Genomic DNA, 24,813 nt, shown 5'->3' with positions numbered 1-24,813 from the left:
ATCCAAAATCAAAAATCTAATCAAGGACCAGAGAAAACTGCCGCTTCTACATCCTCACGAGTCAGAGAGTACTTGAAGGAGCGTAGAATATCCCGCTTACCTTCACCTGCCTCAAGATAGCGCACCGTTAGCTCTTCAACTTCCAGGCAGAGTTCTGCTTTCCAATCTGGTCGCTCAACGCGCCAGCAGTGTAAATCATTACGGTCTTGTTCACACCCCTGTGCTTGTAGCCACTGCTCTATTTCATGAAGAGGATGGTTATATAAAGGGGTGTCAGCTAACGGAAGAGTCATAGGGAGTTAAGAGTTATAAATTTTTGGTACAAGAGACGAGGAATCATGTCTAGCTGTAGTCAGAGGTTGCTTCTTGTCAGACGGCTTATAGAGTGATACCTATCGACGTACTTGATTCAGAAATTATTGGCGCTTTGGTTGTCAACAACGGTTTTTCTGAGAGTGGCTGAAGTTCAACATTATTGATTGGTATCCTCTGCTGTCGTTGAGTTGGTGAGGGATTACTGTTAGGTTGAGAGACTTGGAAAGCTGAATCCCCTCGTGTTAGACCAATCGCGATCGCTAGTAGTAAGCAACCTACAAACGTTAAGCCGAGAATGAATAGTGCGAAAAGCTCACCAGGCGAGAGAGGTCGGTCAGTTGGGTCAAGGTAAGCCGAAGACTTGTAGACTCGCTTAGGTTGTCTAACTGAATCATCTAAGCCTGGAGGGGCTTGAATCACATTCAGCCTTGAGTAGCCAATCTTCTGGTCATACAGCACTCGCCGCTCTGGACTACTCAAAGTAGCATAAGCTTCGTTAAGCTGTTGAAATTTAGAAGTTGCCGTTTCAGCGGGGAGGTCAGTTGTATCAGGATGATAGCGCTTACTGAGTTCCCGATAGGCACGTCGAATTTCCAGCGGTGAGGCACTAGGATGTAACCCCATTAGCGCGTAATAACTCGTTGAATTTGAGGTTACGCGCTCCCTGATTGTTTGTCTTACCCGATCTTGAGCCACCGCACTTCCACCCTGCCTCTGCTTAAAGGGTTTTCGATCATTCTAAGCGAAGCGAAGAGGCGGCGCTACGTTAGCAAGCTGGCTTCTTTTCGAGCAAGAGCGCACACAGGCTTTTGAAAAAGAGCATTCAACTCTTATCAGTTCTCAATCTCGTTTTTCAGTTGTTGAAACTGATGAGTGAGTGCCTCCAGTTGTTTCTCCAGTTCTTGAAGTCGCTGCCGAGGATTGGTCGATTGTGCTTCGACATTGGCATTAGGGGAAGAGTGACGGTTCAGAGAACTCTTGCGTTTTGCCTTGAGTTCTGCCTCCATCCCAGAATCAGTGAATGTTACCCGTTCTACTTCATCGAGTGTGGTGTAGCCTTGTTGCACAAGGTTTAAGCTGTAGCTTAATAATGTTGTCATTCCCTCGTCCATTGCGGCTTCCTTAATCTGTTCTGTAGGAACGCCTTCGATGATTAAAGTTTCTATGCGATCGCTAACGCGCATGATTTCATAGACGGCAACACGTCCTTTGTAGCCATAGCCGTTACACTGTTGGCAAAGTCTACCAGTGGCTCTAGCTTCGGTAATTTCTTCGTGTCGTAGTGTATTGGCTTTATACAATGTCACTTCCCCTTCACTCGCAGGAGACAAACCAAATCTGGTCAGTTCAGCCGCACTGGGATCACAAGAAATACGACAATTGGAACAAACGCGCCGCAACAAACGTTGGGAGATAACTCCAACCAGCGCATCAGCAAGCAGGAAGGATTCAACGCCCATTTTAACTAAACGTGCGATCGCACTAGCCGTATCCTTCGCATGTAGGACTGTTAGGACTAAATGTCCTGTAACAGCCGCTTCAATCGCTGTTTTCGCTGTCTCTTTGTCCCGTGTCTCACCCACCAGAATGACATCAGGGTCTTGCCGCAGAAAAGACCGGAGAATGGAGGCAAAGTCCATTCCTTTTTCCCGCAGCACCTGTACCTGAGTAATCCCTGGTAAAGAATACTCAATCGGGTCTTCGGCAGTACTGATATTGACTCCAGGGTCATTCCGTTCTGCCAGCATCGAGTATAGAGTTGTTGATTTCCCAGAACCCGTAGGTCCCGTCACCAAGATGAGTCCAAATGGTTTGTGTACTATTTCTCTGACCATTTGCAACGTTTCCTCGTCTGTAATCAACTTATCCAAACCTAACTGCGTCGCTGAGTTGTCCAAAATCCGCAAAACGACTTTCTCACCATAGCGGCTGGGTAGGGTACTGACCCGAAAGTCCACTTTACGACCTTGGAACATCCGCCTGATCTTGCCGTCTTGGGGCAGTCGTCGTTCCGCGATATCCAAATCCGCCATTATTTTGAAGCGGGCAGAAATGGCGGGTGTGATTTTCTTGGGTAAATCAAACGCTTGACGCAAAACTCCATCTTTACGGAAGCGAATGCGTAAAGAATCTTCTTGGGGTTCAACGTGAATGTCAGAGACATCCTCTTGCAGTGCCTTCGCCATGATTTTGTTAACCATGTTGATTACCGAGGCACCAGAGGCATCTTTCAAAGAGGAATCCAGATCCGCCTCAACTTCATCTGGTGCATTCTGCAATGTGTCAAAACTCTCAAGGTCTTCTTTAACGTCTACCGCTTTTTCAACCTCCAGTTGCCTCTGACGGGCAAGTTGTTCATCAAGGTACTTAGAAATTAGCTGCTGATAATCTTCTTGAGTAATGACCATCCGTTGCAAGCCAATACCTTGAGGTCCCAGAATCCGCGTTAAATCATCCTGAGCATCTAGATTATCGGGGTCAACCATTGCCACCAAGATAGCTGGTGGCTGTGTTTCCTTCTTCGCTACGGGTAATAGTCGATAGCGACTACAGATATCAACGGGAATGAAAGTATCGATCAGTTGAGCAACTTGATGTCTGTTAATCTCCTTAATTTCTAAATCTAGAGATTCAACACCATAAAGAATTTTTAGTTCAAACAGCAGTTGTGTTTTAGAATCGCGCAGTAAGTCAGGTGGAAATTGATGCCCAGTTATCGACTCAAGAATTTCCATCAGCGGTCTTCCTGACTTACGGGATTCTGTTAAGGCTTGCTGCATCTGGTCATGGTTCACATAACCCGACTGAATCAATTTTTCAGCAAAGGCAGAAGAAGAACAAGAAAAGTCATGCAGTAGATGGTGCCGTAGATGCGCTGGCAATGGCTGCTTTGTAATGGATTCGAGGACTTCTATTAGAGAGAGACCACCTTGTGCTATCGATCTGCCTGATTTCTGAAATTTTGCGATCGCCTGCCGCATCTGAGTGGGGTTAACATAGCCTGACTGAGTTAATATTTTCGCAACAGGAGAAAAATAACTTGGTACAGACATGGCATCAGGCTAACTTGATGGTATAATTCCATGCTGCATCATAGTTTTGCAAAACGTAGCAGGACTAAGGAATGTCGATTCAATAATTTACAAAATTCAAAACCTAGTAGCTAAGCAGTGCAACATCTGACCAGATGCTGAGAAGTAGGACAGCTTGCGCCAAAATCCAGCTAATTAAGCCACAAAATAGCAATGTGGCTGGAATCCCTTTCTTTATTGGCTATATCTGGATATTCCACAAGAATCTGTTCTAGTCAATAGACTCATTGGAGAAATGTCTATCTTCATTCCAAGAGAACAGGTCATTACCAACCTGTACTAGCCTCTGATCCTTGTTAAATCTAATCTGAATCATATTAGTCAACCCAAGGTTTAAAGTGCCGGACATCCATGAACTACCTTGAGTGTTTTTGAACCAAAGCTTGTGAACTCCAGGTGAAAGGTGAATAGTCTGCTTGGTCTGACTGCCGTTGAAGGCAAGCTCCTGTTTACCATTCACGCCTTCAATTAAAACTGTAACCTGATCATTAGTGAGAGAAACAAAATCGACCCTGATGCTGCTTACGGTCGAGGCTGGACTTCCAGTTACAGTTGGATAAAAATGCTGCCAATCCTCTGGTTCCCAGTGCAATCGAACATCTGGATAAACATACTGCCGATTCTGATACTGCCAATCCGCCGGTTCCCAGTACGATCGAACAGCTTGCCGTTGTTGCCGTTGCTCTATGACTTCTGTACGAGCATCTTGTCGAACATCTTGCAGTTGTTGGCGTTGCTCTATGACTTCCTGATGAGCCTCTTGAAGTTGTTGTCGTTGCTCTGTGAGTTCCTGGCGAGCATCCTGCGGAATATCTTGAAGTTGTTGACGTTGCTCCGTGCGCTCTTGACGAGCCTCTTGAAGTTGTTGTCGTTGTTCTGTGAGTTCCTGGCGAGTCTCCTGCGGAATATCTAGCGGTTGTTGGCGTTGCTGTATGACTTCCTGGTGAGCTTCTTGAAGTTGTTGGCGTTGCTGTATGACTTCCTGGCGAGCCTCTTGCAGTTGTTGTCGTTGCTCTATTCGTTCTTGGGGGGCATCTTGCGGAATATCTTGAAGTTGTTGTCGTTGTTCTATGACTTCCTGACGAGCCTCTTGAAGTTGTTGGCGTTGCTCTCTACGTTCTTGCCTAGCATCCTTCACATCAGCTCCGCTCCAGTCACACTTTTGGCATTGCTTATTTTCCAGCAGTTGTGCAGCATGAACAGGACTTCTTGCTTTAGCCGGAGCAGCTAGAGTGATCGCGAACAGCACTGCTGTAGTCACCACCATTTCAATTCTCATACTGTTTGCCTAGAAGAAGATTAAAAGTTGGTATATAAATTCTATAAATAAGAATAGATTGATGCTATCCGTACAGAAGTAAATTTGTGATTAAGTATTAATCTTAATAAAGTTATTCATTGGTTGGAATTAGCCGCTTTATCGAACTGTCTCCAAAGCAGAAGTGCCTGGTAATGGTGAACTACGCCACAAATCGCTGAAAGCAGTAGCCAGCCTAGTACATTCATTCGCAAATCAAAGAGTGTTACGTCTAGTAAATTGAATAGAGTACAGCCAGCAAAAGCGACTAAATAAGTGAAAAAAATTAATTTATCTTGATGCCATTGCAGCCTAGCTGTTGATGGTGCGACATCTGACCAGATGCTGATAAGTAGGACAGCTTGCGCCAAAATCCAGCTAATTAAGCCACAAAATAGCAAGGTGGCTGGAATCCCTGTTTCTGCTGTCAACATCAGCAGTATATTGTGGGGATGACCGAGCCAAAGCTGCATTTTTGCTTCGTAGAGTGGGGTGAAGTTTCTTAGTCCCCAACCTAGCCAGGGACGTTCCTGAGTCATCGACCAAGCAAACTGCCATTGCGTTGATCGTAGTTGAGCAACAGGTCGCTCGATTTGATCAGCAAGGCGTACCCAAAAGAATGCAGGGACAATGCTACGCAGTGGTTGACGCCCAAATTCAGGACCAAAAGATGCCCAAAGGATGGTAGCAGCAAGAGCGCTAACACCTACTACGAGCCAGCGCCAACCTAAGTAAAGTGCAAAGGCTAGACTTGCCAAAAATGCGATCGCCCAAGCATTACGAGAACTGGTCAGAAAAAGCGCAAGAGCATTACCAATCACCACTACACTCAAAAATAACAGCCGATAAGGAAACTGATTTCGGCGCTGTCGCCAAGTTTGAAACGTCTCAATCCATAGCCCTAGCCCCAAAATCAAAACCATCTGGAGATAAGCTGCCAGGATATTGGCATACATAAACACCGAAGCCATCCGACCTGGAGGATTGCCGTTAGCTTCCAGCACCCAACCAAAGATAGCTTGTACTAGTTCTGGACTAGACCAACCCAAAAACTGCTGACCAAAACCAAGGATAACGACTAGGAGGGAGGGAATAACTAGAATCCAAGCCAATCGCCGTAACTGTTCCGGTGTCTGAATCAGAACACTAAAGGCAGCAAAAAAGATGAAGAAAGGGAGAAAATTTGCTAAACCGAGGAAAGCTTCAACAGGTTTAAAGGCAAAGCAGCAACTTACCACCAGCCAGACACTCAAAATCGCTAGCCCCCAGTTCAGAGGACGTGCAACAATCCTCTGGTGCTGTTGCTTCCAAGTGACAATGATTGCAATAAATAGTCCTAGCGCTCCTAAAGCAGGCATCAAGGGGAAAACCAGCAGCCCCAGTTGTGCAAAATTCCATGCTGCTGAAGAGCGAGAATGAGATGACCGACGCTTTCCCTTTAACAACTAGCAATTAATAACTAATAACAACTTTAAACTGGCTCCCAACATTCAGCACGAGTCAAGCGAATTTGTGCTAAAGCAAAAATCGTAGGGATGATACGACCGTAATTTGTTGCGATCGCTCTCCAGCCTAAATCAGCAAAGAAATAGCCCCAGAGTAGCGGTCCCAGCATGGCAAAGATGCTCCGAGTCGCACCATAGCGAGCCGCATTCATTGCCATTCCCCGTTTTGCCGTTTGCAGCGCCAACTGATTCTGAAACTGTGCCGTTGCGATCGCACTGCCCTGAACAAGGGTTTCTTTCGCCACCTGATAGGTAGCAAAATGAATCGCAAACTGACGTGCCATCTGTTGTAGCAGTATCGGCTTCAGGATGGAACTAACCGCTAGCACACTGCCACCTTTGACCAGTAAAGCCATAGGATTGTGCTGGATATGGACAGGTAGCGGCTCAGAGAGATTACATTGAGCAAGCGATCGCTGTACTCGCACTGTTAGGGATTTACGCTCTGATGCAGGTAAGCGTTTCCAGGCTCGACCCATCAAATTGAGGAATATCTCTGCCTCGATTTCAGTAGTTGCAAACTTTTTCGAGTAAGGAATCTTGAGGTAATGGCAAACCTGAATCAACGCCTGTCGGTAGGTAAATTCATTGGTGCGTCCCTTTAATACCGTCATGCCATCTGCTGCCAGAAAGCGAAATCGCTCCTCTATGGCATCCATCCAATCCTCACGGTCTTGGCTTTGAATATCCAGTGGGTCAGGTGTTTGAACGTAATCTAGAGGATTGAATTTACGGCGAAACAGGATTTCCGTCAACTGCTGTAATTCTTCTTCTGTCGCTAAGTCTAATGCGGCTCTTAATTCATCCAACGTCGTTCCCTCCATAACCCCAGTTCGGTATTGTCAATTATTCTACTTCTAATAACTCAATGCACGAGGAGCATTAGTCGTGTTTGATGTCGCCATTATCGGTGCTGGTTTAGCAGGACTCACCTGTGCCCAACAGCTACACCAAGCTGGGTATAGTGTTGTCGTCGTAGAAAAATCCCGTGGTGTCGGAGGGCGAGTAGCGACGCGACGCCTACATGACACCCGTGCTGATCATGGAGTGCGCTATCTCGAATCGCAAGGAACGTTGGTACAGCAACTCATTGAAATACTACTACAGCGCAACATTCTCCGGACTTGGACTACTACAACTTACGAACTCAATTCAGCAAAACCGGAGTCTGGAGTTGGAAGTGAGTTGCATCCCTTACCCGTTACTTGTTACATTGCACCCGCAGGAATGACAGCCGTTGCTAAAGTACTTGCCACTGGTTTAGATATTTGGCTAAACCGACGAGTAGAAGCAATGGTGCCGACACAGAAAGCTTGGCAGCTTACTCTAGAGCCAATGGATGAGCAACCTACTGAACTCATGGCGAAAGCTGTTGTTGTCGCCATTCCAGCGCCTCAAGCTCTTTTGATACTGGAACCCTTAGCAGGTATGGGTTTACCATCGGCGTTTTTAGATAGTTTACGCTCTGTTGAGTTTGACCCTTGCCTAAGTGCGATCGCACTTTACCCAGCCCAACGACAAAAAGATTTAGACGAGCTAAACCCAGTTTGGCAATCTATTACATTTAGCCAAGACCCCGATCTAGCCTGGATTGGCTTAGATAGTAGCAAGCGTCTTGATACCTCAACACCAATCTTTGTCCTTCAAAGCAATGCTAACTTTGCCAGCCGTTACTTAGACGCTACCGACTTACACCCGGCTGGACGCCAGATGTTGTCTCGTGCTGCACAGTTGCTTATTCCCTGGCTGGACACACCCAAATGGTTACAAGTCCACCGATGGCGCTATGCTTTTCCTCGACGTTCTTTACCGATGGACTACCTTGCTGCCACAACACCCTTCCCCATAATTTGTTGTGGCGATTGGTGTGGTGGTAACCAGACTGAGAGTGCTTTACATTCTGGGCTAGCAGCAGCTACTCAGATGAATCACCAACTGCAACAGCGAACTTTACCAGGAGAACGTTTTTGGGATGCTGTTTAAGAGCTGAGGACTCGTGAAAAAAAGTTACCCATGTTGAGAAGGAGAAAGGGAAAAGGTTGATGTGGAACCCTTCCCTTTCCCCTTTAACCTTTTCCCTAACTCAACAGGCAAGTTATTTCGGCGCGACTTCTTACAGAAAAACAAGCAAAGCCCACCTCTTTTAAGGGTGGGACGTAGCGTTGGCGCTTTTAAGCGCCGTCAGTGTCAGTAGGGGTTGGCAATCTATCTATCCAGTCTTCTATCAGTTGAGTCATTGTTTTCTTTTTTACGTCGGCGTACCGTTTCAGTTTTTCTAAGCGACTTTCCTCAATTCGCAAGCTCAATGGTTTTTTGTTCATATAATCCATACGATGTATGGATACATGGTATCATTAAAACCATGAAGACCTTGAAGTTCAAGTTGTATCAGCACAAGCGGAATAAATACCTCAAGCGGACAATAAACGCCGCTGGGGTAATTTATAACCACTGCATCGTGTTGCATCGTCGGTACTACCGGATGTGGGGCAAGCACTTGAACTGCGCGAAACTTCAGAAACATACCGCTAAGCTACGGAAACGTAGTTCTTTCTGGCAATTAGTAGGTTCTCAAGCCGTTCAAGACATCTGCCAACGAATTGATAAAGCCTACCAATTGTTTTTTCAGCACCACAAGAAGGGGGTTAAACCACCAGGGTTTAAAAAGGTCAAGAAATACAAGTCATTCACCCTTAAGCAGGCTGGTTACAAGTTTCTAGGAGGCAATCGAGTCAAGATAGGTAGTCGGGTATATCAATATTGGAACTCTAGGGAGATAGAAGGAACTGTCAAAACGCTAACCATCAAACGCACTGCATTAGGTGAGTTGTTTATGGTTGTAGTCGTTGACGGATATTCAACGCCAGAAGTCACATTTGAGACTGGTAAGATAGCTGGATTTGATTTTGGGTTGAAGACATTCCTCACTTGCTCAGAAGGGTTCAAGATTGAGTCACCTGAATTCCTTAAATCATCCCTCAATATTCTTGCCAAAGCATCTCGACAGCATTCTAAAAAGTGCAAAGGGTCAAACAATCGAGAGCAGGCGAGAAAACATTTGGTTCGTTGCCACGAGGCTATTAGCAACCGCAGACGTGACTGGCAATGGACGCTTGCTCACAAGTTGACTGACCAGTTCGATGTGTTGTGCTTTGAGACGTTAAACCTGAAGGGAATGCAGCGTCTATGGGGGCGCAAGGTTAACGACTTAGCATTAGGGGATTTCTTTCAAGTACTAGAATGGGTGGCAAAGAAAAAAGGGAAACGGGTCATTTATATTGAGCCGTGGTATCCATCCACTAAGACCTGTTGTTGCTGTGGTCTTGTCTTAGAGGAATTAGACCTTTCAGTGAGACGCTGGCGGTGTCCATCTTGTCATCAAGTTAATGACCGAGATGTAAACGCCGCGATAAATATTAAAAGGGTTGGGAGTTCAACCCTAGGCGTAGAGGATGTCAGCCAGGAGTTACTCCTGCAATCCTTGTCCGATGCCTGAATCCCACGTTTAGAAAACGTGGGAGTGGCTCAATGGAACTCAACAAGCTTGACGGCAAACTGAATAGCCTCTTCAACCGAGGAGATTTTGTTCTCAATGCGTGCTAGCTGAATTTCTATGAGTAGTTTACCGATTTGGCGACTAGCTGGGAGGTTAAGGGCTTTCATCAACTCGTTGCCAGTAACTAGGGGTATCGGATGGGCAACCTGATTATCGGGGTTGAGGTAGGTGTTGACCAAAGGTGCGATTTCATCAACTAGCATTCCCCTTGCCATTGCTAGAACCGCTAAGGCGGGAAAGACTGACTTAACATCCTGAAAGAAAAAATACTGCTCCCGTAATGACATTGGGGAGGTGATATGGGACAGCAGTTGAGGCAAGTGTCTGATTGCTGTGACTACAACCCGAATCTCAGCACGAGAGTATTTCAAACGCAACAGTTGCTCTTCAGCGGTTTCTGGCGAAGCTGGCAACAAACTCGCCAGCTTCGCCAGACTTAGCAAATAGACTGACTTCCCGCCGACTGGCGCCTGTAGTTCTCTTCCTAGTTCAATCCAAGTTTCTCTCAATACAGCAGCCGCTTGGTCAATAGCAGCTAGTTGGGCTATGCCTTGAGCGGTTGAATCGGGGAACCAGACTTGTAGTAAGTTATCCTTCCAAGCGGCTATGAGCCAAGGTGTTCCTTGAGAGGTTTTGAGGAGATAGCTCAACTCTACTTGCACCCGTTCTGCTGCGATTTGTCCTAGCAGGGGGGCTAAGTGGCGAATGACTGCCTGGGTTTCTGACTCAAGTTTAAAACCGAGTTGAGCGGCTTGCCGATAAGCGCGTAGGAGTCGTAATGGGTCATCTTCTAGGTTGGCAGCGTTTACCATCCGAATGACACCCGCTTGCAAGTCAGCGATGCCTTGGAGTGGGTCAATGAGTTCTTTTGTATGAGGATTATAGGCGATCGCATTTATCGTAAAGTCCCGCCTCTGCAAGTCAGTCTCAAGGCTGTCACCTTCTTGTTGAGCCAAGTCAACGGTTGCTGTCTCAAACACGACTCTAGCAATCTGCCTTTGAGGATCGAGTACAACAAAGCCAGCTTTGTAGTGATTAGCTAGCTTTCTCGCTGTCTGTATAGCATCTGTGGGTAAAACAAAGTCTAAGTCCAGATACTCTGCACGTCTTCCCAACAACGCATCCCGTACTACACCACCAACTAAGCAAGCTTGGGGCGGTAGCCACTCCTGGCTAAAGGGCCAGGTTTGAGGAGAAAGAGCAGAGAAGGCGATGTCTAGGTTTACGTTCACCAGCTTAAATAAAATCAATCCAAATACAGGTTAACCAATGTCCTGGCTAAGCTAGATTAAAGAGGTGACTTGGAGTCTTTGGCAATGTGTATTTGCGTTAACTGCCACTATGTAGACCGCTGCACCACCTACCATGCTGTAGAAACGCAGCATGAGGTGCCTCATCTGACAGAAACTCCCAATTTTGAAGCGACTGAACCCAGCATCAATGTCAACATCCGCCCCCACCAAGATTATGTGGAGATGGAATGGGATGTTGTCGGCTGCCTCAGCTTTAAGCAAGAAACTGGGAAGTGGGCAAAGCTACGTCCGGGTGAGTTAGTTCCCACCTAACAGAAACTACCACTTTGGAATCTGAACCTTGTTACTTACGATTTATTGACACAATTCCTGGGATCACGCCAAGATGTGAGAAGCGATGAATGTTTGTAAAGGCTAAGCTGGATGTCTTTTGAGTTTCTTTCACTGGAGACGATCCAGGAAATTGCGAGGCAGTACGGCTACTGGGCTGTTTTTTTGGGAATTGCTCTCGAAAGTGCAGGGATTCCCCTACCTGGGGAAACGATCACCTTGGTGGGCGGTTTCTTAGCTGGTAGCGGCGAACTGAATTATTGGTTGGTATTGGGTACTGCGATCGCAGGTGCTGTCATTGGCGACAACTTTGGCTACTGGATAGGTAAGGTAGGAGGCTGGCCTTTCTTAGTGCGAGTAGGGCGTTTTTTTCGCATCACGGAAGAGCAACTTACAGAAGCGAAAAATCAATTTAGTGAAAATGCAGCCAGAGCTGTATTTTTTGGGCGATTTGTAGCTCTGTTGCGGATTTTCGCAGGACCAATGGCGGGAATTGCCAAAATGCCTTACCCACAATTTATTTTATGTAATTTAGCTGGTGGTACTCTCTGGGCATCAGTAATGGTAACGTTGTCCTTCTTTTTAGGACGAGTAGTGCCTTTAGAGCAATTAGTCTCCTGGGTGGCACGATTTGCGATCGTTGCGCTTGTTCTTGTTATCGCTTGGATTGCTGTTCCCATGTGGTTGGAGTCTCGTAAACTCAAGCAGTCCTCTGCTGGAGAGCAGCCATCAGCGCCAGGAGAGTAAAGCATAGGGAAAGAGAATTTTTTGCTGATCATGGAAAAAGCGCCTGGGAGTCTTGCCGTGTTTCGACCCCAAGCGCTTTTTCATTTCATTTGCTCCTCACACTATTTAAGCCTACGCTTCTTTAACTAGACGAGTATTCTTATGTGTGACACTTTGAGGAGTGACACTCAAGGTAACAGATATGAACAAACCGTTAGATGCAGCCCTCTCCAGAGAAATCGCTCTCCAAATCAAAAGTAAGGAAAAAGACTCGTTTAACAAGTCTTACAAAGCCGCATTGCTGCTTGAAGGCTCAATGTATGTTCAAGGCTTTTTAGTCGTTGATGGAAAGCCGTATACTCCGATTGAACATAGCTGGGTTGAGCTTGATGATCGTCTTGTTGACCCAACGCGGCTACAGCAAGGAGACAATGTTCAAGAACGCTATTATTTCCCCGCACAACGTCTTGGTGTTGAAGAACTGAAAGCTGCTGTAGAAGAAGCGAAAGAAGACTATCCAGACGATCCGCCACTTCCTGTTTATGGGGAAGCACCTTATGAATATTATGGTGACGTTATGTTAGGCGGTAAGGAGTACAAGGATGCTCATGAACAGGCTTTGGTGAAGTGTAGAGAGTTGAATAAGCCAAAAATCAAGAAGGAAACTAATTGATGGTTTTAACTGTCAATAAGATCTAGAGATTAAATTGGCTCCTGATAAGTGTTAAGTACCTACTAAGGACGAGATTGTGGTGCGATCGCTTAATTCATAGCAGACAAACAAAATTAATACACTTGACAAAAACGCACCTTTGTAAACTGAACGATGATGTCAACGTTTTTTAAGAACACACAGTTGCCTGGTGTAGTCATCTTGGGTTTTAGCCTCCTGCTGGCAACCCGTACCACTGCTGCCGAGATTGACACTAGGCAAGTTTCAGATCAGACGGTTGCCTTCTCCGTTCAATCGGCTAGTACCCACGAAGCGATCGCACAATCTACCCCAACTCAGGAAACCGGAATTTCTGAGCGATCAGATGTTAATTCTCCTAACTCAACGTCTCAGTCCTCACCCTCTACTGGAGAGGGTTATGGTTGTATTGGTGGATATGGCGATGGCACCTTTCAAGGCAATCAACCGATAAGCCGATATGAGTTTGCGGCTGGGTTGAATGCTTGCTTGAATCGAGTTGAGCAACTGATTAATGGCAGTACTGCCGATTTAGCTACGCAAGAAGATTTAGCTGTCTCGAAACGACAACTAGAAAACATGAGAACAGAGCTAGAACGTCTACAAATGCGAGTAGATGGAGTTGATACCGAGAACAGACAATAGAGATTACTCCCTATTCCAGCAGGTGCGAGAGTTTCCCCCCAGTTTGGAAAATCCCTCTCACCCTTCCTCATGGTGCATTATTTGTGTGTTCAATAGCACTCAAAGACGTTTTGTTAGAGGACTTCGGTTCAGCCCTTAATCTGACCACTTGTCGCTAGTACACGCGCACTCACACCAAACACACGTAGCAATCCCTCAGAGTCGGCATGGTTATAACTACCGATGCCTTCCATTGAGGCATTTTCTTCTGAATATAGGGAATGAGGCGTATTACTTGCTGAGATAAACGAGATATTTCCTTTATAAAGGGAGACTGTAATCGTTCCTGTTGCTAATTCGGCTATGGGTTGAATCGCTTGGAGTGCCATCTGAGTCGCTAAGTCATACCAATATCCCTGATAAATCTGCTTGGCAATTAATAGAGATAGCTGGTCATAGAACTCACGCGCACGGCGATCTAAAATCAGTTGTAGTAGAAATGCATAGCAAGTTCCCAGCAGTTCTACACCTGGGCTTTCATACACCCCTCGTGACTTAATCCCGACAAAGCGATTCTCGACTAAGTGAGTGCCGATGCCGATGCCATGTTTCCCACCGATCGCATTGGTCTGAAGAATTGCCTCAACTAAGTTTACAGAACTACCATTAACCGAAGCTGGGCGACCTTGCTCAAAGTGCACGGTGAACTCCTCTGCTTCATCTGGAGCATCCACCGGATAGCAACCCATGATTGGCTTGACAAAATGGGCAGGTGTTGTCAACTCTTCCAGGAGTCCTGATTCATGGGTTAAACCGAGCAGATTTGCATCCGTGGAGTAAGGTTTATCCTTCGTCGCCGTGACAGAGAGTCCTTTTTCTTGACAAAAGTCAATCATTTCACTACGACCAGGGAAACGCGCTAGAAATTCCTCGTCGCGCCAGGGAGCATATACCTCAAAATCCGGAGCAAGCATATTGGCAATGAGTTGAAAGCGGACTTGATCGTTGCCACGTCCTGTTGCTCCATGGCTGAATATGGTCAGTCCTCTCTCTTGCATCTGTTGGATCATGGCTTTCGCCAGGACACATCTGGCGATTCCTGTTGTATTCCAGTAGCGCCCTTCATAGCAAGCTTGAGATTGAATGACACTAAGACCTGCTTCTGCTATGGCTTCTCGTGCTGGTAATAAGACAAAATCTGTTGCCCCCGATAAAAGCATCCGCTCTCTGATGGCTTCTGTATCATCTTCATCAGGTTGCCCTAGGTCGGCGGTAAAACACACGACCTGTACTCCCTGATCTGTGAGCCAACGGCTTATTGTGCAGCTATCAAGACCACCGGAGCCAGCAAATGCAATGGTTTTTCCTTTTAAATCTTGAGCCTTCATGCCAAATTTTCCTTTTAAGTAACATCTCGTACTAAGCACACTCGCAGCTGAGTATGTTTTTCAATTAATGATGAACTTGGGTAGGGAGTTGTTAAATTAACTCACCTGACACCATAAATCGCAGGCGTTGATTGAGTTGACGACTTAGCGCCACAGGGTTGAGGGTGCCGTGTTAATTGTCGTGAAAATGCCTTGGTTAAAGCCAACTTCAAAAGATTCTGGCTCCGGGGGGGAGTATATGCGATCGCCTGTGTCATCCAGTCAATTTCTTCATCCGCTCTGAGTTCAGCGATACATACAGAGGTATCTACTCTGCCTGAGTAGGCTAGTACAACTTTTTCAGCACAACCCATTAACGTCTCACCCTGGAAAACGATTGAATGAAATATTGTATCTGGTTGTGTACTTAGGAAATGGGTCAGGATAAACAAACAAACGGCTTATCCTGCGTTAAAGCATATCCAACTGTGCAAAGCTCCCGCTAACTATACGATTAACGGGAGCAAAGGAGCTTACAGATTCAAGTTCAAGAAGTGCCTATTGTCGATATTTGGAGACTTTCAGGCATGGGTGTGGTGTCTTTCTTCAAGGAGACACTGATCCACTTACTGAGTGCAATCGCTTAAACGCTTGGTGTATCTTCTACGATTGCGGAGAAATTCCTTGGCGTACAACTTATACAAGAATTGACCGAGAGCAATCAAGGCAACCTCAACCAAGATTTGGAGCCATAGGGGAGATACAGTCAATCCCCAAACCAGCACAATTAATCCAGTCAAGACCAGCGCAATTCCATGGACTTGTTCACAGACTTTAATACCAGTCCAAACAGCCCACAGACCTATTGAGAGCAAAAGAACGTTCATCAGCATAGTTGTTTACCGCGTGTCTTAGGTTTTGGGCATTAGTCACATCCTCATCATCGACAAATAGATATTTGTCTAAATTGAGTGTAGGTCAAATCTGAGTCTGACCTCTGCTACCGTTCATTGAAAAAGCTCTAATGAGCAACTACCTTATGCTCTATGGTTTGGAAATGTCTTCCACTTGTACGCCGCTGTAGTTCTTCAATGTATTGGTCAAGCACTTGTGAGCAAAATTGGTAGTAGCAATGCTGTCCTTCTCGACGCACGCTGATTAAGTCAGCATTAGCCAATTCTTTGAGGTGATGAGAGACTGTCGCTTGGGAAATTGGAAACTGTTCGACAAGTGCTGAACAGGCTGACTCTTCTGTCGATGCGATCGCTTCTAAGATTTCAAAGCGTCGTGGGTCGGACAACGCTTTAGCCGTGCGAGAAAATTGGGTGATATTCATCCTTCACTTCCATAGAGTGAATACAGAACTAAATTCTTTTGATTTATTTGAATATTGATATATATCTATAATGCGGTTAGATTCGCTGGTTGTCAAGTTGCTATGTTCTAGATAGCGATCGCTTATTGGGTCAAGGTCATTCCCGTAAAAGGAAACAACTATTCAGGACTTGTTCTTTGTTCTGCTGCTACTTGCCTAATAGTTTTAACATCTAGCTCTGACAGTTCTGCTAGTTCCTCAACACTGAACCCGCGTTGCCGTAGCTTTTGCACCATTGCTAACTTAGCCCGTAACTCTCCCCGCTCAAGACCTTCCTCAAGGGCTTCTTGATAAACTCTGGTTTGCTTCAATTCGCTCAATCCCAGCATAGTCTCTATTTCCTCACGGCTTAGATTGGGAAATTTGTACAAAACGATTGTTTCTATCAATTCTATGATTTGTTGCTGGAGAGTAGCATCTGGCAAGTCCTGTCTTGCTTTAGTGATTAGCTGTCGGGCAAGGTTGCCTGTTGTCGTTTTCGACTCTACGACTAACTGTACTATCCCGACACCGATAGACTGCTCTGCTTCCTGCCCAATTTCATCAAGGTAAATCCGTTGTACCCGATGCTCCATTAATTCCCCATATCGCCTAGGGGGGTGGGACTTCAAGGCTACGGCGACGGTAGATGACAATGGCGTACCATTCTTCAGTCGGTACCTCATATTGATAGAAGTAAAGGAAAATCTCTGCAAATAGGCGAGAATAAAATTTCGGCTTTTTTTGGAACTGCACTTCGACAAAATAAATTGGTAGTTCGGAGGAGTCAGCTAGAGGCAGAAACAAGCCGTCGAACCGGAATGCTCGTTGTTTGACTTCTGGTGCGGTGAACTGGTAAATGCTTGTATCAGTTGTCGGCTGTCCGATCAGTTCAAAGAATATACTGGGAAAATTCTGAAATAGTTGATAGAACAGGGTATCGGTTTTCACTTTTGATGTCAGGGGCAGTTCGATAGTGAAGTTGTTCTCAAAGAATGGTTATAAAGTCCCATCTCAGCAAGAAGGGTATCATCCTGTACAGGATGATAATTACTCGATAAACAAGCTCTTATCGGTAGCTGAAGCTAAGGGGAGTTACCATCTGCAACCCCCTTCCAGATGTCCAAGGCTACCGCCATCTATTCAGTTGCGGCAGTATCAGCGCCAAGCTGTAGAGAACTGGTTTGCGAACCAGGGGCGGGGGACGCTGAAGATGGCGACGGGTAGTGGGAAGACAATTACAGCATTAGCGATCGCAACTGAACTGTACCAAAAAATTCGCTTGCAGGTATTGCTTGTTGTCTGCCCCTACCGCCATTTAGTAACGCAATGGGCAAGAGAATGCCAGAATTTTGGATTAGAGCCAATCTTAGCTTTTGAGAATGTCCGTACCTGGCAAAATCAACTCTCCACGGGGCTTTACAACATCCATGCTGGTAATCAGCCTTTTCTTTGCATAATCACTACCAATGCAACTCTCATTGGAGAAGGATTGCAATCCCAGCTAAAGTACTTTCCTAATAAAACCCTAATCATCGGCGATGAAGCACATAACCTGGGTTCCCGACGTTTAGAAGAAAGCTTACCTCGTAACATTGGGCTACGTTTAGCATTGTCGGCAACCCCAGAACGTTACTTTGACGAGGATGGAACTGACGCTATATTTGACTACTTTGGTTCTGTCTTACAACCGGAACTTACCCTCGCTGATGCAATTCGCCAAGGGGCGCTTGTTCACTATCTTTACTACCCTGTACTGGTGGAATTAACCGAAGCCGAGACAGGTGCTTATGCCAAGTTGACAAAACGGATTGGCTGGGCGCTGATGGATGAGGAAAATGAAAAGATTGAGAACAATGACACGCTAACTTCATTATTGATGCAACGTTCTCGGTTAATTGGGGCAGCTGCTAATAAGTTAAAAGCATTGCAGCAGCTAATGGTTAGGCGTTTGGATACTAGCCACACTCTGTTTTATTGTGGAGACGGTTCAATAGAAGGGGCAGTGACAGAAGAAAGTAACCGTCAGTTGGCAGCAGTCGCACGGCTATTGGGCACAGAACTGGGTTATCGAATCAATACCTACACTGCCGAAACTCCTTTGTCTGAACGGGAAGAGTTGCGCCGTCAATTTGAAACTGGACAGTTGCAAGGTTTAGTAGCAATTCGATGTTTAGATGAAGGCGTTGATATCCCTGCTGTTCAAACGGCTGTCATTCTTGCAAGTAGCGGCAATCCACGCCAGTTTATTCAGCGACGGGGGCGAGTTTTGCGTCCACATCCCGGCAAGGAACGCGCTACTTTGTTCGACATGATCGTTTTGCCGCCAGATTTAGGACGAGAAACGCTGGAAGTCGAACGCAATCTGCTGAAAAAAGAGTTAAGGCGCTTTTTAGAGTTTGCTGACTTAGCAGATAATGCCGGAGAAGCTAGGATTAAACTTCTACAGCTTCAAAAAAGATATGGGCTGTTAGATATGTGAAGTATCAGGAAAATCTCAATATGGTTATGACCTTTAAATATCTAGATGACGCAACAGCAGTTGTATCGAATCTTTTAGCCGAAAAGCGTTCTTCTTATAACACCACTATTAATCTTAGTGATGTTCAAGAACCAATTACAAGTGCTTCGCCAGAAGTCCGCCAAATTATTGAACGGGTATTGCAAGCTGAAAAAGATAAGCTGTATATGAAGTTTCCGCGAAATATTAATGAAGATATTTTAAAAATCATCAAGGAAGCCGTGCAATGAAGCTGACATCAATTAAACTATTTAACTTCCGTCAGTTTTATGGCAAAACTCCGGAGATTTTACTTGCATCTGGGGAACAGAATACAACAATTATTCATGGTAATAATGGAGCAGGTAAAACAACGCTACTGAATGCATTTACTTGGGTACTCTATGAGAAATTTACTGCTGCTTTTGCTTCGGAAGAGCAATTAGTCAATAAACGTGCGATCGCAGAAGCCAAACTCAAAGAATCAGTAGACTGTTGGGTAGAACTGGGCTTTGATCATCATAACAGGCGTTATCAAGCGAGACGTTTGTGCCGTGCTTACAAGACGGAGACTGGAGTTGAGCAAAGCAAGAGTGAATTATATCTCCAAATCGCGGGAGATGATGGACGCTGGTTATTGCCTCAACAACTACCAGAGGATATTATTGGTCGAATTTTACCTACTAGCTTGCATCAATACTTCTTTTTTGATGGGGAAAGAATTGAGCAGATTGTTCGCTCTGATAAAAAATCAGAAATTGCTGAAGCGACAAAAACACTTCTGGGAGTAGAGGTGCTAAATCGTTCTGTTAAGCATCTCAAAGAAGCAAGGAAAACGCTGGAGTCAGAACTTGCATTCATTGGAGATTCTGAAACAAAAAACCTGTTAAAAGAGCAAGCTAAACTAGAACAAGAGAGTGAACATCTCTCAAAGCGACAAGTTGAAATTACAAAAGAATCAAAACATCAAGAAGAGTTAAAGAAAACTCTTGGACACCGCTTACTAGAACTAAGTGGTGCTGAGGAGTTGCAACAGCTACGAGACGAGCTTGAAGCTAGAGAGAAGCTATTGCGAGAACAACTTCAACAGGCTAAAGAGGCTCTTAAACGAGCAATCTCTACACGAAGTTACACGGCTTTGCTTTCGGAGGCAACGGCAGAGTTTAGAGCGATTGTTGATGACTTGCGAAAGAGAGGGGAGTTACCCGGAGGAATTAAACGGCAGTTTGTTGATGATTTGCTGAAGAAGCAATGCTGTATCTGTGGTGCAGAACTCATTGAGGGAAGCCATGCCCATCAGCAAGTGTCAGCTTGGATGGATAAAGCAGGAATTGCTGATGTTGAGGAAACAGCAATTCGTATGAGTGTTCAGGTAGATGAAATTGATAAGCAAGTACCTGACTTTTGGGAGGAAGTTGATATACAGCAAGACAATATTGCCAGATGGAGGGCTGAACTCTCTGGAATTGAGACGCAACTGGACGATATTAAGAAAAAGCTGAGGAGCTTTCCTAACGAAGATATTAGTCAACTACAAAAACGCCTGGACGAGACGGAGGAAAAGATTCGTGACTTAACTTTAGAAACTGGGGCAAATCAGCAGCAGATTTCTCGAATAGCCAATGACATTGAAGCAAAAGTTAAGCAGATTGCTAAGCACAAAATGAATGAAACTAAGCAATCTCTTGCCCAACGGCGGATTGCGGCTACTCAAGAATCGATTGAGCGATTGATAGAAGTAAAGTCCCGGTTGGACATCCAGTTTCGTTCTTCCTTAGAGAAGCGAGTTCAGGAGATATTTAACTCAATTTCTTTCACTCCTTACATTCCTAAGCTAAGTGATAAATATGAGCTGACGCTAACGGAAACCACGATAGGCACAGAAACAATTGTTGCAGCTTCTACTGGCGAGAATCAAATCCTAAGCCTCTCATTTATTGGTGCCATTATTGACCAAGTACGGGACTGGATTCAAGACAATACCCTTATGGGACCCGATAGTAGCACCTTTCCTATTGTCATGGATTCACCGTTTGGGAGTTTGGACGAAATCTATCGTAGGCAAATTGCAAAGACACTTCCTCAGTTGGCAAATCAATTAGTAGTTTTAGTGACTAAAACCCAGTGGCGGGGAGAAGTTGACGAAGAAATGGCGAATCATATTGGTAGACAATATGTTCTGACTTACTACTCTCCTAAGCTTGATTGTGAAGAAGATGCAATTGAGTTAGGCGGAGTTCAATATCCTTTGGTAAAGCAAAGCCTTAGTGAGTTTGAATATACAGAAATTGTAGAGGTAGATTATGGTTTCTAGCTAAGCCCGTGAAATCGTGGATGAATGTTGAAGGCTGAGGATGAATTAGACCTTACTGCGCTGTTAGTGATGGAATTGAAGCTAGAGGACAGCATGGAAATTGCAGCACCCAACGCTTTAAACTCGATTCCATCCGCTTCTTGGCGTTTCTTCACTTACTTCAATTTTTTTCTGCCGACCGACTTTCCTTTGATTCACCCATTTTGAACTTTGCCTTTTGAAGGGCTTACTCCTCAGGATTGATGCCTGCTTTCAATAAAAATTGAATACTTGTTGCATAAACTACAGATTTTTTTGTTTTTATAACCATCATTTTCTGCTTAGATAAGCGGGGTGTTATGTTTCATCGAGATTTAATTCTTTGTTTGCGAGAAACAGCTTTCCACTTGGTACTCAAAAAGGTTCATACACCCAAACACCCTGAGGAGTGTTTTTTGAATCCTCCCTGTGGGTGTTCCAATCCAGGAAAAGAGCTTCAGTGTGAAGAGTGTCCTTATCTTGAGGCTTGTCTGTCTCAATTCAAAACCCTCAAATTCTCACATAGCAATATCAAACGTGGCCGGGATGTCAAGACTTAAGTCAGCTTGAATAACACACTCTCCTCTACTTCTATTACACCTGAGGCTTTACATGGCTTGAAGAAGGCAGGAGACAGAGAGCATAAATCCCTTCTGCCTTCTGCCCTCTACCTTTTCTTGTTCAAAAGGAGCCTTAGTATTCATGCTGACAGACTCACTTAATGTTAGAGCCATTCGTTAGATGGAAGTTGGGTGAAATAGGAGCAGTTACCTTGCTTAGTAGGGAGATACTCAGAACATCTGGTAGTGGTAACCCTTTGTGAAAGGTTTCTACGCGGTCAAGAAAAAAATGCTTCTCTTAGGGCAATACTAGGAGATTAAGTTATGACATTCGATTATGACCTTTTTGTCATTGGTGCGGGGCCTGGAGGCGTTGCGGCGGCTAAACAGGTTGCTAGCTATGGTATTCGTGTTGCGATCGCGGAACAGGATTTAGTCGGTGGTACCTGTGTAATCCGAGGCTGTATTCCCGAAAAACTAATGTCTTTTGCTGCTGATTTCTCTGAGGATGCTCAAGTTGCACAGGGCTATGGCTGGAAGAACCATCACATGAAGATGTTCGACTGGCAGCAATTTCTTGCCGCTAAGGAGCAGGAAATCCAGCGTCTAAGCAAAGTGCATACTGAATCATTGCAAAAAGCAGGAGTTGAGCTGATTAAAGGTCGGGCAACCTTTAGCAATCCTCATACATTAGAAGTTGAAGGGCGCGAGATTACGGCTGACAAAATTTTGATTGCTGTGGGGGCAAAAACTGTCAAACCAGACATACTAGGAATTGAGGATGCCATCACCGCAGGCGAACTATTTAATCTCAAGCAGCAACCCAAACATATTGCAGTAATCGGCGGTGATTATATTGCTGTGAAGTTAGCGGGCATCATGAACAATCTTGGCTCCCAGGTTACTCAAGTAATTCGGGAAGACCAGATTCTATCTGCTTTTGATGAAGATATTCGCATAGCTGTTACCGAGGGTCTAACTCATCGAGGTCTTCAGCTTCTCGATAATACGAGGGTCAAAGAAATTAAACGTGTGGGGGATGAACTGGATTTAATCCTGTCAGGAAAAAGCCACAACACGTTGAGTGTGGATACCGTCCTTTATGCTACAGAGCGTGTTCCCAATATCACTGACTTGGCTCTAGAGAAGGTGGGTGTTCAGGTGACCCATGGTGCAATTGTGACAGATGAATATAGTCGAACTACAATCGCGAATATTTTTGCCGTTGGGGATTGTACAAATCAGCTTAGTTTTACTCCGGTTGCCATTGCTCAAGGCAGAGCTTTTGCCGATACTGTGTTTGGCAACAACCCCCATACTGTGAGTTATGAATATGTTCCATCAACCGTTAGCTCCCACCCTGAGGCAGCGACTGTTGGTTTGAGTAAAGCCCAAGCGCATGAAAAGTTGGGTGATTCTGTGCAATGCTATCGCTCTGAGTTTCGTCCTCTTTTACACAGTCTGCCTAAACTAGACGAAAAGACCCTAATCAAGTTAGTTGTTGACAATAGCTCAGATCGGGTGCTGGGTATTCACATGGTGGGTGAAGGAGCGATAGAGATTATTCAATGTCTAGCTCTAGCCATACGCCTAGGCGCTACTAAGAAGGACTTTGATTCAACTATTGGCATTCATCCTTCAATAGCCGAAGAGTTTTTTACTCTGCGATGAATGGCAACATAACGCATTTAGCAGCAAGCCCTCAGCTATCAGCCATCAGCTTTTTTGTTTTCCTGACTCTATCTAGGTTTCACAGCCTATAACTCTATCTCATAAATTCTTTTACTTTGCCTCTTTAGCTAGTTTTAACTAAGCGCCTGAAAAGATAAGTTTGGTTAATAATATTACTTTAATCACGAATTAATGGGAGAGGATAGTTAAAGAACTGATTTCCTCATAAGCTTAGCTAGCTTTTGTGTTTATAGTTACACAATTTCTTGAAATCAATTCATTCTACAGGTAGAACTTTAGTAAGTTTACTCGAAGCAAAGATCATAAGCGAAGATCGGCATTGTGTCCTGTTCCACAAGTAGTACCTCTTCCAAATCCCAATAATTAGAGACGATAAGTTTGATCTATTTCTTTGGAATGAAGTTGAAATAAGCAGTAGAAACTAAAGTAATTACTTGAGAGAAGGGCTTGTTGGCTAAGTCTAACAAGGAAAGAGAAAACGACTGGCGATCGCTTTTTCAAAACCCTGAACGCTTAGATAAGTTTCACTCTTGCAACCTCTCTTCCTCTTATGCCTATCTAGTAAGCCATTGCAACGAGTTGCTAGAACAGGCAAATCAAGTTAGACATCAGCAGCTAGCTATGTTGAAAATACCGTTTTTGAAAATAGAAACCCCCAGAGGTTTATAACACAAGAGGAATCACGACCATGAAGCCTTCTAAATTTTCTAAGATTGTTTGGGCTAGCACTTTTGCTCTGAGCTTAGCGACTCTGCCCTTAGCTGTCCCAGCTTCTGCCCAAACTGGCGCAGGTGCTGGTGGTGGAACTTCAGGTGCAGGCACAACTTCCGGTACTGGCGCAGGTGCTGGTGCAGGCACGACTTCCGGTGCTGGTACAACTTCCGGTACTGGCGCAGCTGGTACAACTTCCGGTATGGATGGAGCAGGCACAACTTCTGGTACGGGTACAGGTGCTGGGGCAGGAACTTTAGGTACTGGCACAGGTGCTGGTGGCACAACTTCCGGTACTGGCACAGGTGCTGGGGCAGGAACTTTAGGTACTGGTACGGGTGCTGGTGGCACAACTTCCGGTACTGGTACGGGTGCTGGGGCAGGAACTTTAGGTACGGGCACGGGTGCTGGTGGTACAACTTCCGGTACGGGTGCAGCAGGCAGCGCCATTTCTCCGGGTGGTACGACTTCGGGCACAACTACATCTCCGACTGGAGCGCCTACAGGCACGACGACAGCTCCAGGTGGAACACTTTCAGACACGACCACATCTGGGAGTAGTGGGAATACAGGCACCACCACATTACCTGACGCAACGACAGGTACGACTACATCTCCTGACGCAACGACAGGTACGACCACATTACCTGACGCGACAACAGGTACGACTACATCTCCCGATGCAACGACAGGTACAACTACATCTCCCGATGCAACGACAGGCACCAACACTTACCAGGGAGTTGAGTCTGCAGAAACAGAAAATCGTGCTTCAAATTGGGGTGCTCTAGGCTTGCTCGGTCTAATCGGGTTAGCTAACCTGTTCCGTAAGCCGAAAGAAGTCACTGCTTACCGCGATCCAAATGAGGCAAGTCGCACTGGCTCTTCTAAATACTAAGTGCAAGAGG

Annotated in this window: 27 protein-coding genes; 13 read left to right on the top strand and 14 right to left on the bottom strand. The window is 45.3% G+C overall.

Translation table 11 applies throughout. From position 1 onward, the window contains the following. Positions 1-20: 20 nt before the first annotated feature. The 6 genes from AC5JL3_RS09660 to AC5JL3_RS09635 form a co-directional block, all read right to left on the bottom strand. Complete coding sequence (locus AC5JL3_RS09660; protein ID WP_192217935.1) at positions 21-293, bottom strand: DUF3143 domain-containing protein; 273 nt, start codon at positions 291-293, stop codon at positions 21-23. Positions 294-378: 85 nt separating this feature from the next. Then, a complete protein-coding gene (locus tag AC5JL3_RS09655) occupies positions 379-939 on the bottom strand; it encodes a J domain-containing protein (protein WP_496074279.1) in 561 nt (186 codons plus the stop codon). A 209-nt stretch (positions 940-1,148) separates the two neighbouring features. Further along, positions 1,149-3,368 (bottom strand): GspE/PulE family protein, encoded by a 2,220-nt coding sequence (locus AC5JL3_RS09650; protein WP_496074278.1) that lies wholly within the window; start codon positions 3,366-3,368, stop codon positions 1,149-1,151. Positions 3,369-3,618: 250 nt separating this feature from the next. Beyond that, positions 3,619-4,686, bottom strand: a complete 1,068-nt coding sequence (locus AC5JL3_RS09645; RefSeq protein ID WP_496074277.1) for a hypothetical protein — start codon at positions 4,684-4,686, stop codon at positions 3,619-3,621. Positions 4,687-4,802: 116 nt separating this feature from the next. Then, a complete protein-coding gene (locus tag AC5JL3_RS09640) occupies positions 4,803-6,149 on the bottom strand; it encodes an O-antigen ligase family protein (RefSeq protein ID WP_496074276.1) in 1,347 nt (448 codons plus the stop codon). A 26-nt stretch (positions 6,150-6,175) separates the two neighbouring features. Next, the gene (locus AC5JL3_RS09635; RefSeq protein ID WP_496074300.1) at positions 6,176-7,018 is read right to left on the bottom strand and encodes a YaaW family protein; all 843 of its coding nucleotides are present in this window, start codon (positions 7,016-7,018) and stop codon (positions 6,176-6,178) included. 79 nt (positions 7,019-7,097) lie between these two features. Here AC5JL3_RS09635 and AC5JL3_RS09630 point away from each other — a divergent pair, with 79 nt between their 5' ends. Further along, complete coding sequence (locus tag AC5JL3_RS09630; protein ID WP_496074275.1) at positions 7,098-8,192, top strand: NAD(P)/FAD-dependent oxidoreductase; 1,095 nt, start codon at positions 7,098-7,100, stop codon at positions 8,190-8,192. 188 nt (positions 8,193-8,380) lie between these two features. On the opposite strand, the gene AC5JL3_RS09625 is transcribed toward AC5JL3_RS09630, so the two are convergent. Further along, positions 8,381-8,530, bottom strand: coding sequence for a DUF6364 family protein (locus tag AC5JL3_RS09625; RefSeq protein WP_496074274.1), 150 nt, complete (start codon positions 8,528-8,530; stop codon positions 8,381-8,383). Positions 8,531-8,571: 41 nt separating this feature from the next. On the opposite strand from AC5JL3_RS09625, the gene AC5JL3_RS09620 reads away from it, so the two are divergent. Then, entirely contained in the window at positions 8,572-9,705 is a 1,134-nt protein-coding gene (locus AC5JL3_RS09620; RefSeq protein WP_496074273.1) for an RNA-guided endonuclease InsQ/TnpB family protein, read from the top strand. 29 nt (positions 9,706-9,734) lie between these two features. Here the strand turns inward: AC5JL3_RS09620 and AC5JL3_RS09615 are convergent, their stop codons facing one another. Then, entirely contained in the window at positions 9,735-10,997 is a 1,263-nt protein-coding gene (locus tag AC5JL3_RS09615) for a CCA tRNA nucleotidyltransferase (protein ID WP_496074272.1), read from the bottom strand. A gap of 84 nt (positions 10,998-11,081) precedes the next feature. Here AC5JL3_RS09615 and AC5JL3_RS09610 point away from each other — a divergent pair, with 84 nt between their 5' ends. The 4 genes from AC5JL3_RS09610 (at position 11,082) to AC5JL3_RS09595 (ending at position 13,410) form a co-directional block, all read left to right on the top strand. Next, on the top strand, positions 11,082-11,330 hold the full coding sequence (locus tag AC5JL3_RS09610; protein ID WP_192217930.1) for a Ycf34 family protein: 249 nt from the start codon (positions 11,082-11,084) through the stop codon (positions 11,328-11,330). Between the two features lie 111 nt (positions 11,331-11,441). Continuing rightward, positions 11,442-12,095 (top strand): DedA family protein, encoded by a 654-nt coding sequence (locus AC5JL3_RS09605; RefSeq protein ID WP_496074271.1) that lies wholly within the window; start codon positions 11,442-11,444, stop codon positions 12,093-12,095. Between the two features lie 181 nt (positions 12,096-12,276). Further along, positions 12,277-12,747: a hypothetical protein gene (locus tag AC5JL3_RS09600; RefSeq protein ID WP_496074270.1), complete on the top strand. Its 471-nt coding sequence runs from the start codon at positions 12,277-12,279 to the stop codon at positions 12,745-12,747. 153 nt (positions 12,748-12,900) lie between these two features. Beyond that, on the top strand, positions 12,901-13,410 hold the full coding sequence (locus tag AC5JL3_RS09595; protein ID WP_496074269.1) for an iron uptake porin: 510 nt from the start codon (positions 12,901-12,903) through the stop codon (positions 13,408-13,410). 128 nt (positions 13,411-13,538) lie between these two features. Here the strand turns inward: AC5JL3_RS09595 and argG are convergent, their stop codons facing one another. From argG to AC5JL3_RS09565, 6 genes are all read right to left on the bottom strand, one after another. After that, positions 13,539-14,777: an argininosuccinate synthase gene (argG, locus tag AC5JL3_RS09590; protein WP_496074268.1), complete on the bottom strand. Its 1,239-nt coding sequence runs from the start codon at positions 14,775-14,777 to the stop codon at positions 13,539-13,541. A 101-nt stretch (positions 14,778-14,878) separates the two neighbouring features. Continuing rightward, positions 14,879-15,130, bottom strand: a complete 252-nt coding sequence (locus AC5JL3_RS09585) for a hypothetical protein (protein ID WP_496074267.1) — start codon at positions 15,128-15,130, stop codon at positions 14,879-14,881. Between the two features lie 252 nt (positions 15,131-15,382). Beyond that, on the bottom strand, positions 15,383-15,649 hold the full coding sequence (locus AC5JL3_RS09580) for a hypothetical protein (protein ID WP_192217924.1): 267 nt from the start codon (positions 15,647-15,649) through the stop codon (positions 15,383-15,385). Positions 15,650-15,777: 128 nt separating this feature from the next. Continuing rightward, positions 15,778-16,092: an ArsR/SmtB family transcription factor gene (locus AC5JL3_RS09575; RefSeq protein WP_496074266.1), complete on the bottom strand. Its 315-nt coding sequence runs from the start codon at positions 16,090-16,092 to the stop codon at positions 15,778-15,780. 158 nt (positions 16,093-16,250) lie between these two features. Further along, a complete protein-coding gene (locus AC5JL3_RS09570) occupies positions 16,251-16,766 on the bottom strand; it encodes a DUF2887 domain-containing protein (RefSeq protein WP_496074265.1) in 516 nt (171 codons plus the stop codon). After that, positions 16,723-17,061, bottom strand: a complete 339-nt coding sequence (locus AC5JL3_RS09565; protein ID WP_496074264.1) for an Rpn family recombination-promoting nuclease/putative transposase — start codon at positions 17,059-17,061, stop codon at positions 16,723-16,725. The genes AC5JL3_RS09570 and AC5JL3_RS09565 overlap by 44 nt, the downstream gene beginning before the upstream one ends. Before the next feature lie 151 nt (positions 17,062-17,212). Between AC5JL3_RS09565 and AC5JL3_RS09560 the strand changes: the two genes are divergently transcribed. The 7 genes from AC5JL3_RS09560 to AC5JL3_RS09530 all read left to right on the top strand — a co-directional run bounded on the left by AC5JL3_RS09560 (position 17,213) and on the right by AC5JL3_RS09530 (position 24,803). After that, complete coding sequence (locus AC5JL3_RS09560) at positions 17,213-18,592, top strand: DNA phosphorothioation system restriction enzyme (protein WP_496074299.1); 1,380 nt, start codon at positions 17,213-17,215, stop codon at positions 18,590-18,592. 20 nt (positions 18,593-18,612) lie between these two features. Beyond that, on the top strand, positions 18,613-18,861 hold the full coding sequence (locus AC5JL3_RS09555) for a hypothetical protein (RefSeq protein WP_496074263.1): 249 nt from the start codon (positions 18,613-18,615) through the stop codon (positions 18,859-18,861). Continuing rightward, positions 18,858-20,924, top strand: coding sequence for an AAA family ATPase (locus AC5JL3_RS09550; protein ID WP_496074262.1), 2,067 nt, complete (start codon positions 18,858-18,860; stop codon positions 20,922-20,924). Before AC5JL3_RS09555 ends, AC5JL3_RS09550 begins: the two co-directional genes overlap by 4 nt. Positions 20,925-20,948: 24 nt before the next feature. Further along, positions 20,949-21,131, top strand: coding sequence for a hypothetical protein (locus tag AC5JL3_RS09545; protein ID WP_496074261.1), 183 nt, complete (start codon positions 20,949-20,951; stop codon positions 21,129-21,131). 695 nt (positions 21,132-21,826) lie between these two features. Further along, entirely contained in the window at positions 21,827-23,173 is a 1,347-nt protein-coding gene (gene gorA / locus AC5JL3_RS09540; protein ID WP_496074260.1) for a glutathione-disulfide reductase, read from the top strand. Between the two features lie 471 nt (positions 23,174-23,644). After that, on the top strand, positions 23,645-23,863 hold the full coding sequence (locus AC5JL3_RS09535) for a hypothetical protein (protein WP_496074259.1): 219 nt from the start codon (positions 23,645-23,647) through the stop codon (positions 23,861-23,863). A gap of 19 nt (positions 23,864-23,882) precedes the next feature. Then, on the top strand, positions 23,883-24,803 hold the full coding sequence (locus AC5JL3_RS09530) for a WGxxGxxG-CTERM domain-containing protein (protein ID WP_496074258.1): 921 nt from the start codon (positions 23,883-23,885) through the stop codon (positions 24,801-24,803). The last annotated feature ends 10 nt before the right edge of the window (positions 24,804-24,813 follow it).

This window comes from Symplocastrum torsivum (genome assembly GCF_059505465.1).
The sequence above is the reverse complement of the archived record's forward strand: the minus strand, read 5'-3'. Positions and strand labels throughout refer to the sequence as shown.

Coding starts and splice junctions, on each gene's coding strand:
- AC5JL3_RS09660 (WP_192217935.1), bottom strand. CDS start 293: ATGACTCTTCCGTTAGCTGACACCCCTTTATATAACCATCCTCTTCAT.
- AC5JL3_RS09610 (WP_192217930.1), top strand. CDS start 11,082: ATGTGTATTTGCGTTAACTGCCACTATGTAGACCGCTGCACCACCTAC.
- AC5JL3_RS09530 (WP_496074258.1), top strand. CDS start 23,883: ATGAAGCCTTCTAAATTTTCTAAGATTGTTTGGGCTAGCACTTTTGCT.
- AC5JL3_RS09620 (WP_496074273.1), top strand. CDS start 8,572: ATGAAGACCTTGAAGTTCAAGTTGTATCAGCACAAGCGGAATAAATAC.
- AC5JL3_RS09585 (WP_496074267.1), bottom strand. CDS start 15,130: ATGGGTTGTGCTGAAAAAGTTGTACTAGCCTACTCAGGCAGAGTAGAT.
- AC5JL3_RS09575 (WP_496074266.1), bottom strand. CDS start 16,092: ATGAATATCACCCAATTTTCTCGCACGGCTAAAGCGTTGTCCGACCCA.
- AC5JL3_RS09645 (WP_496074277.1), bottom strand. CDS start 4,686: ATGAGAATTGAAATGGTGGTGACTACAGCAGTGCTGTTCGCGATCACT.
- AC5JL3_RS09625 (WP_496074274.1), bottom strand. CDS start 8,530: ATGAACAAAAAACCATTGAGCTTGCGAATTGAGGAAAGTCGCTTAGAA.
- gorA (WP_496074260.1), top strand. CDS start 21,827: ATGACATTCGATTATGACCTTTTTGTCATTGGTGCGGGGCCTGGAGGC.
- AC5JL3_RS09600 (WP_496074270.1), top strand. CDS start 12,277: ATGAACAAACCGTTAGATGCAGCCCTCTCCAGAGAAATCGCTCTCCAA.
- AC5JL3_RS09655 (WP_496074279.1), bottom strand. CDS start 939: ATGGGGTTACATCCTAGTGCCTCACCGCTGGAAATTCGACGTGCCTAT.
- AC5JL3_RS09650 (WP_496074278.1), bottom strand. CDS start 3,368: ATGTCTGTACCAAGTTATTTTTCTCCTGTTGCGAAAATATTAACTCAG.
- AC5JL3_RS09545 (WP_496074261.1), top strand. CDS start 20,949: ATGTTGAAGGCTGAGGATGAATTAGACCTTACTGCGCTGTTAGTGATG.
- AC5JL3_RS09550 (WP_496074262.1), top strand. CDS start 18,858: ATGAAGCTGACATCAATTAAACTATTTAACTTCCGTCAGTTTTATGGC.
- AC5JL3_RS09595 (WP_496074269.1), top strand. CDS start 12,901: ATGATGTCAACGTTTTTTAAGAACACACAGTTGCCTGGTGTAGTCATC.
- AC5JL3_RS09605 (WP_496074271.1), top strand. CDS start 11,442: ATGTCTTTTGAGTTTCTTTCACTGGAGACGATCCAGGAAATTGCGAGG.
- AC5JL3_RS09555 (WP_496074263.1), top strand. CDS start 18,613: ATGGTTATGACCTTTAAATATCTAGATGACGCAACAGCAGTTGTATCG.
- AC5JL3_RS09580 (WP_192217924.1), bottom strand. CDS start 15,649: ATGCTGATGAACGTTCTTTTGCTCTCAATAGGTCTGTGGGCTGTTTGG.
- argG (WP_496074268.1), bottom strand. CDS start 14,777: ATGAAGGCTCAAGATTTAAAAGGAAAAACCATTGCATTTGCTGGCTCC.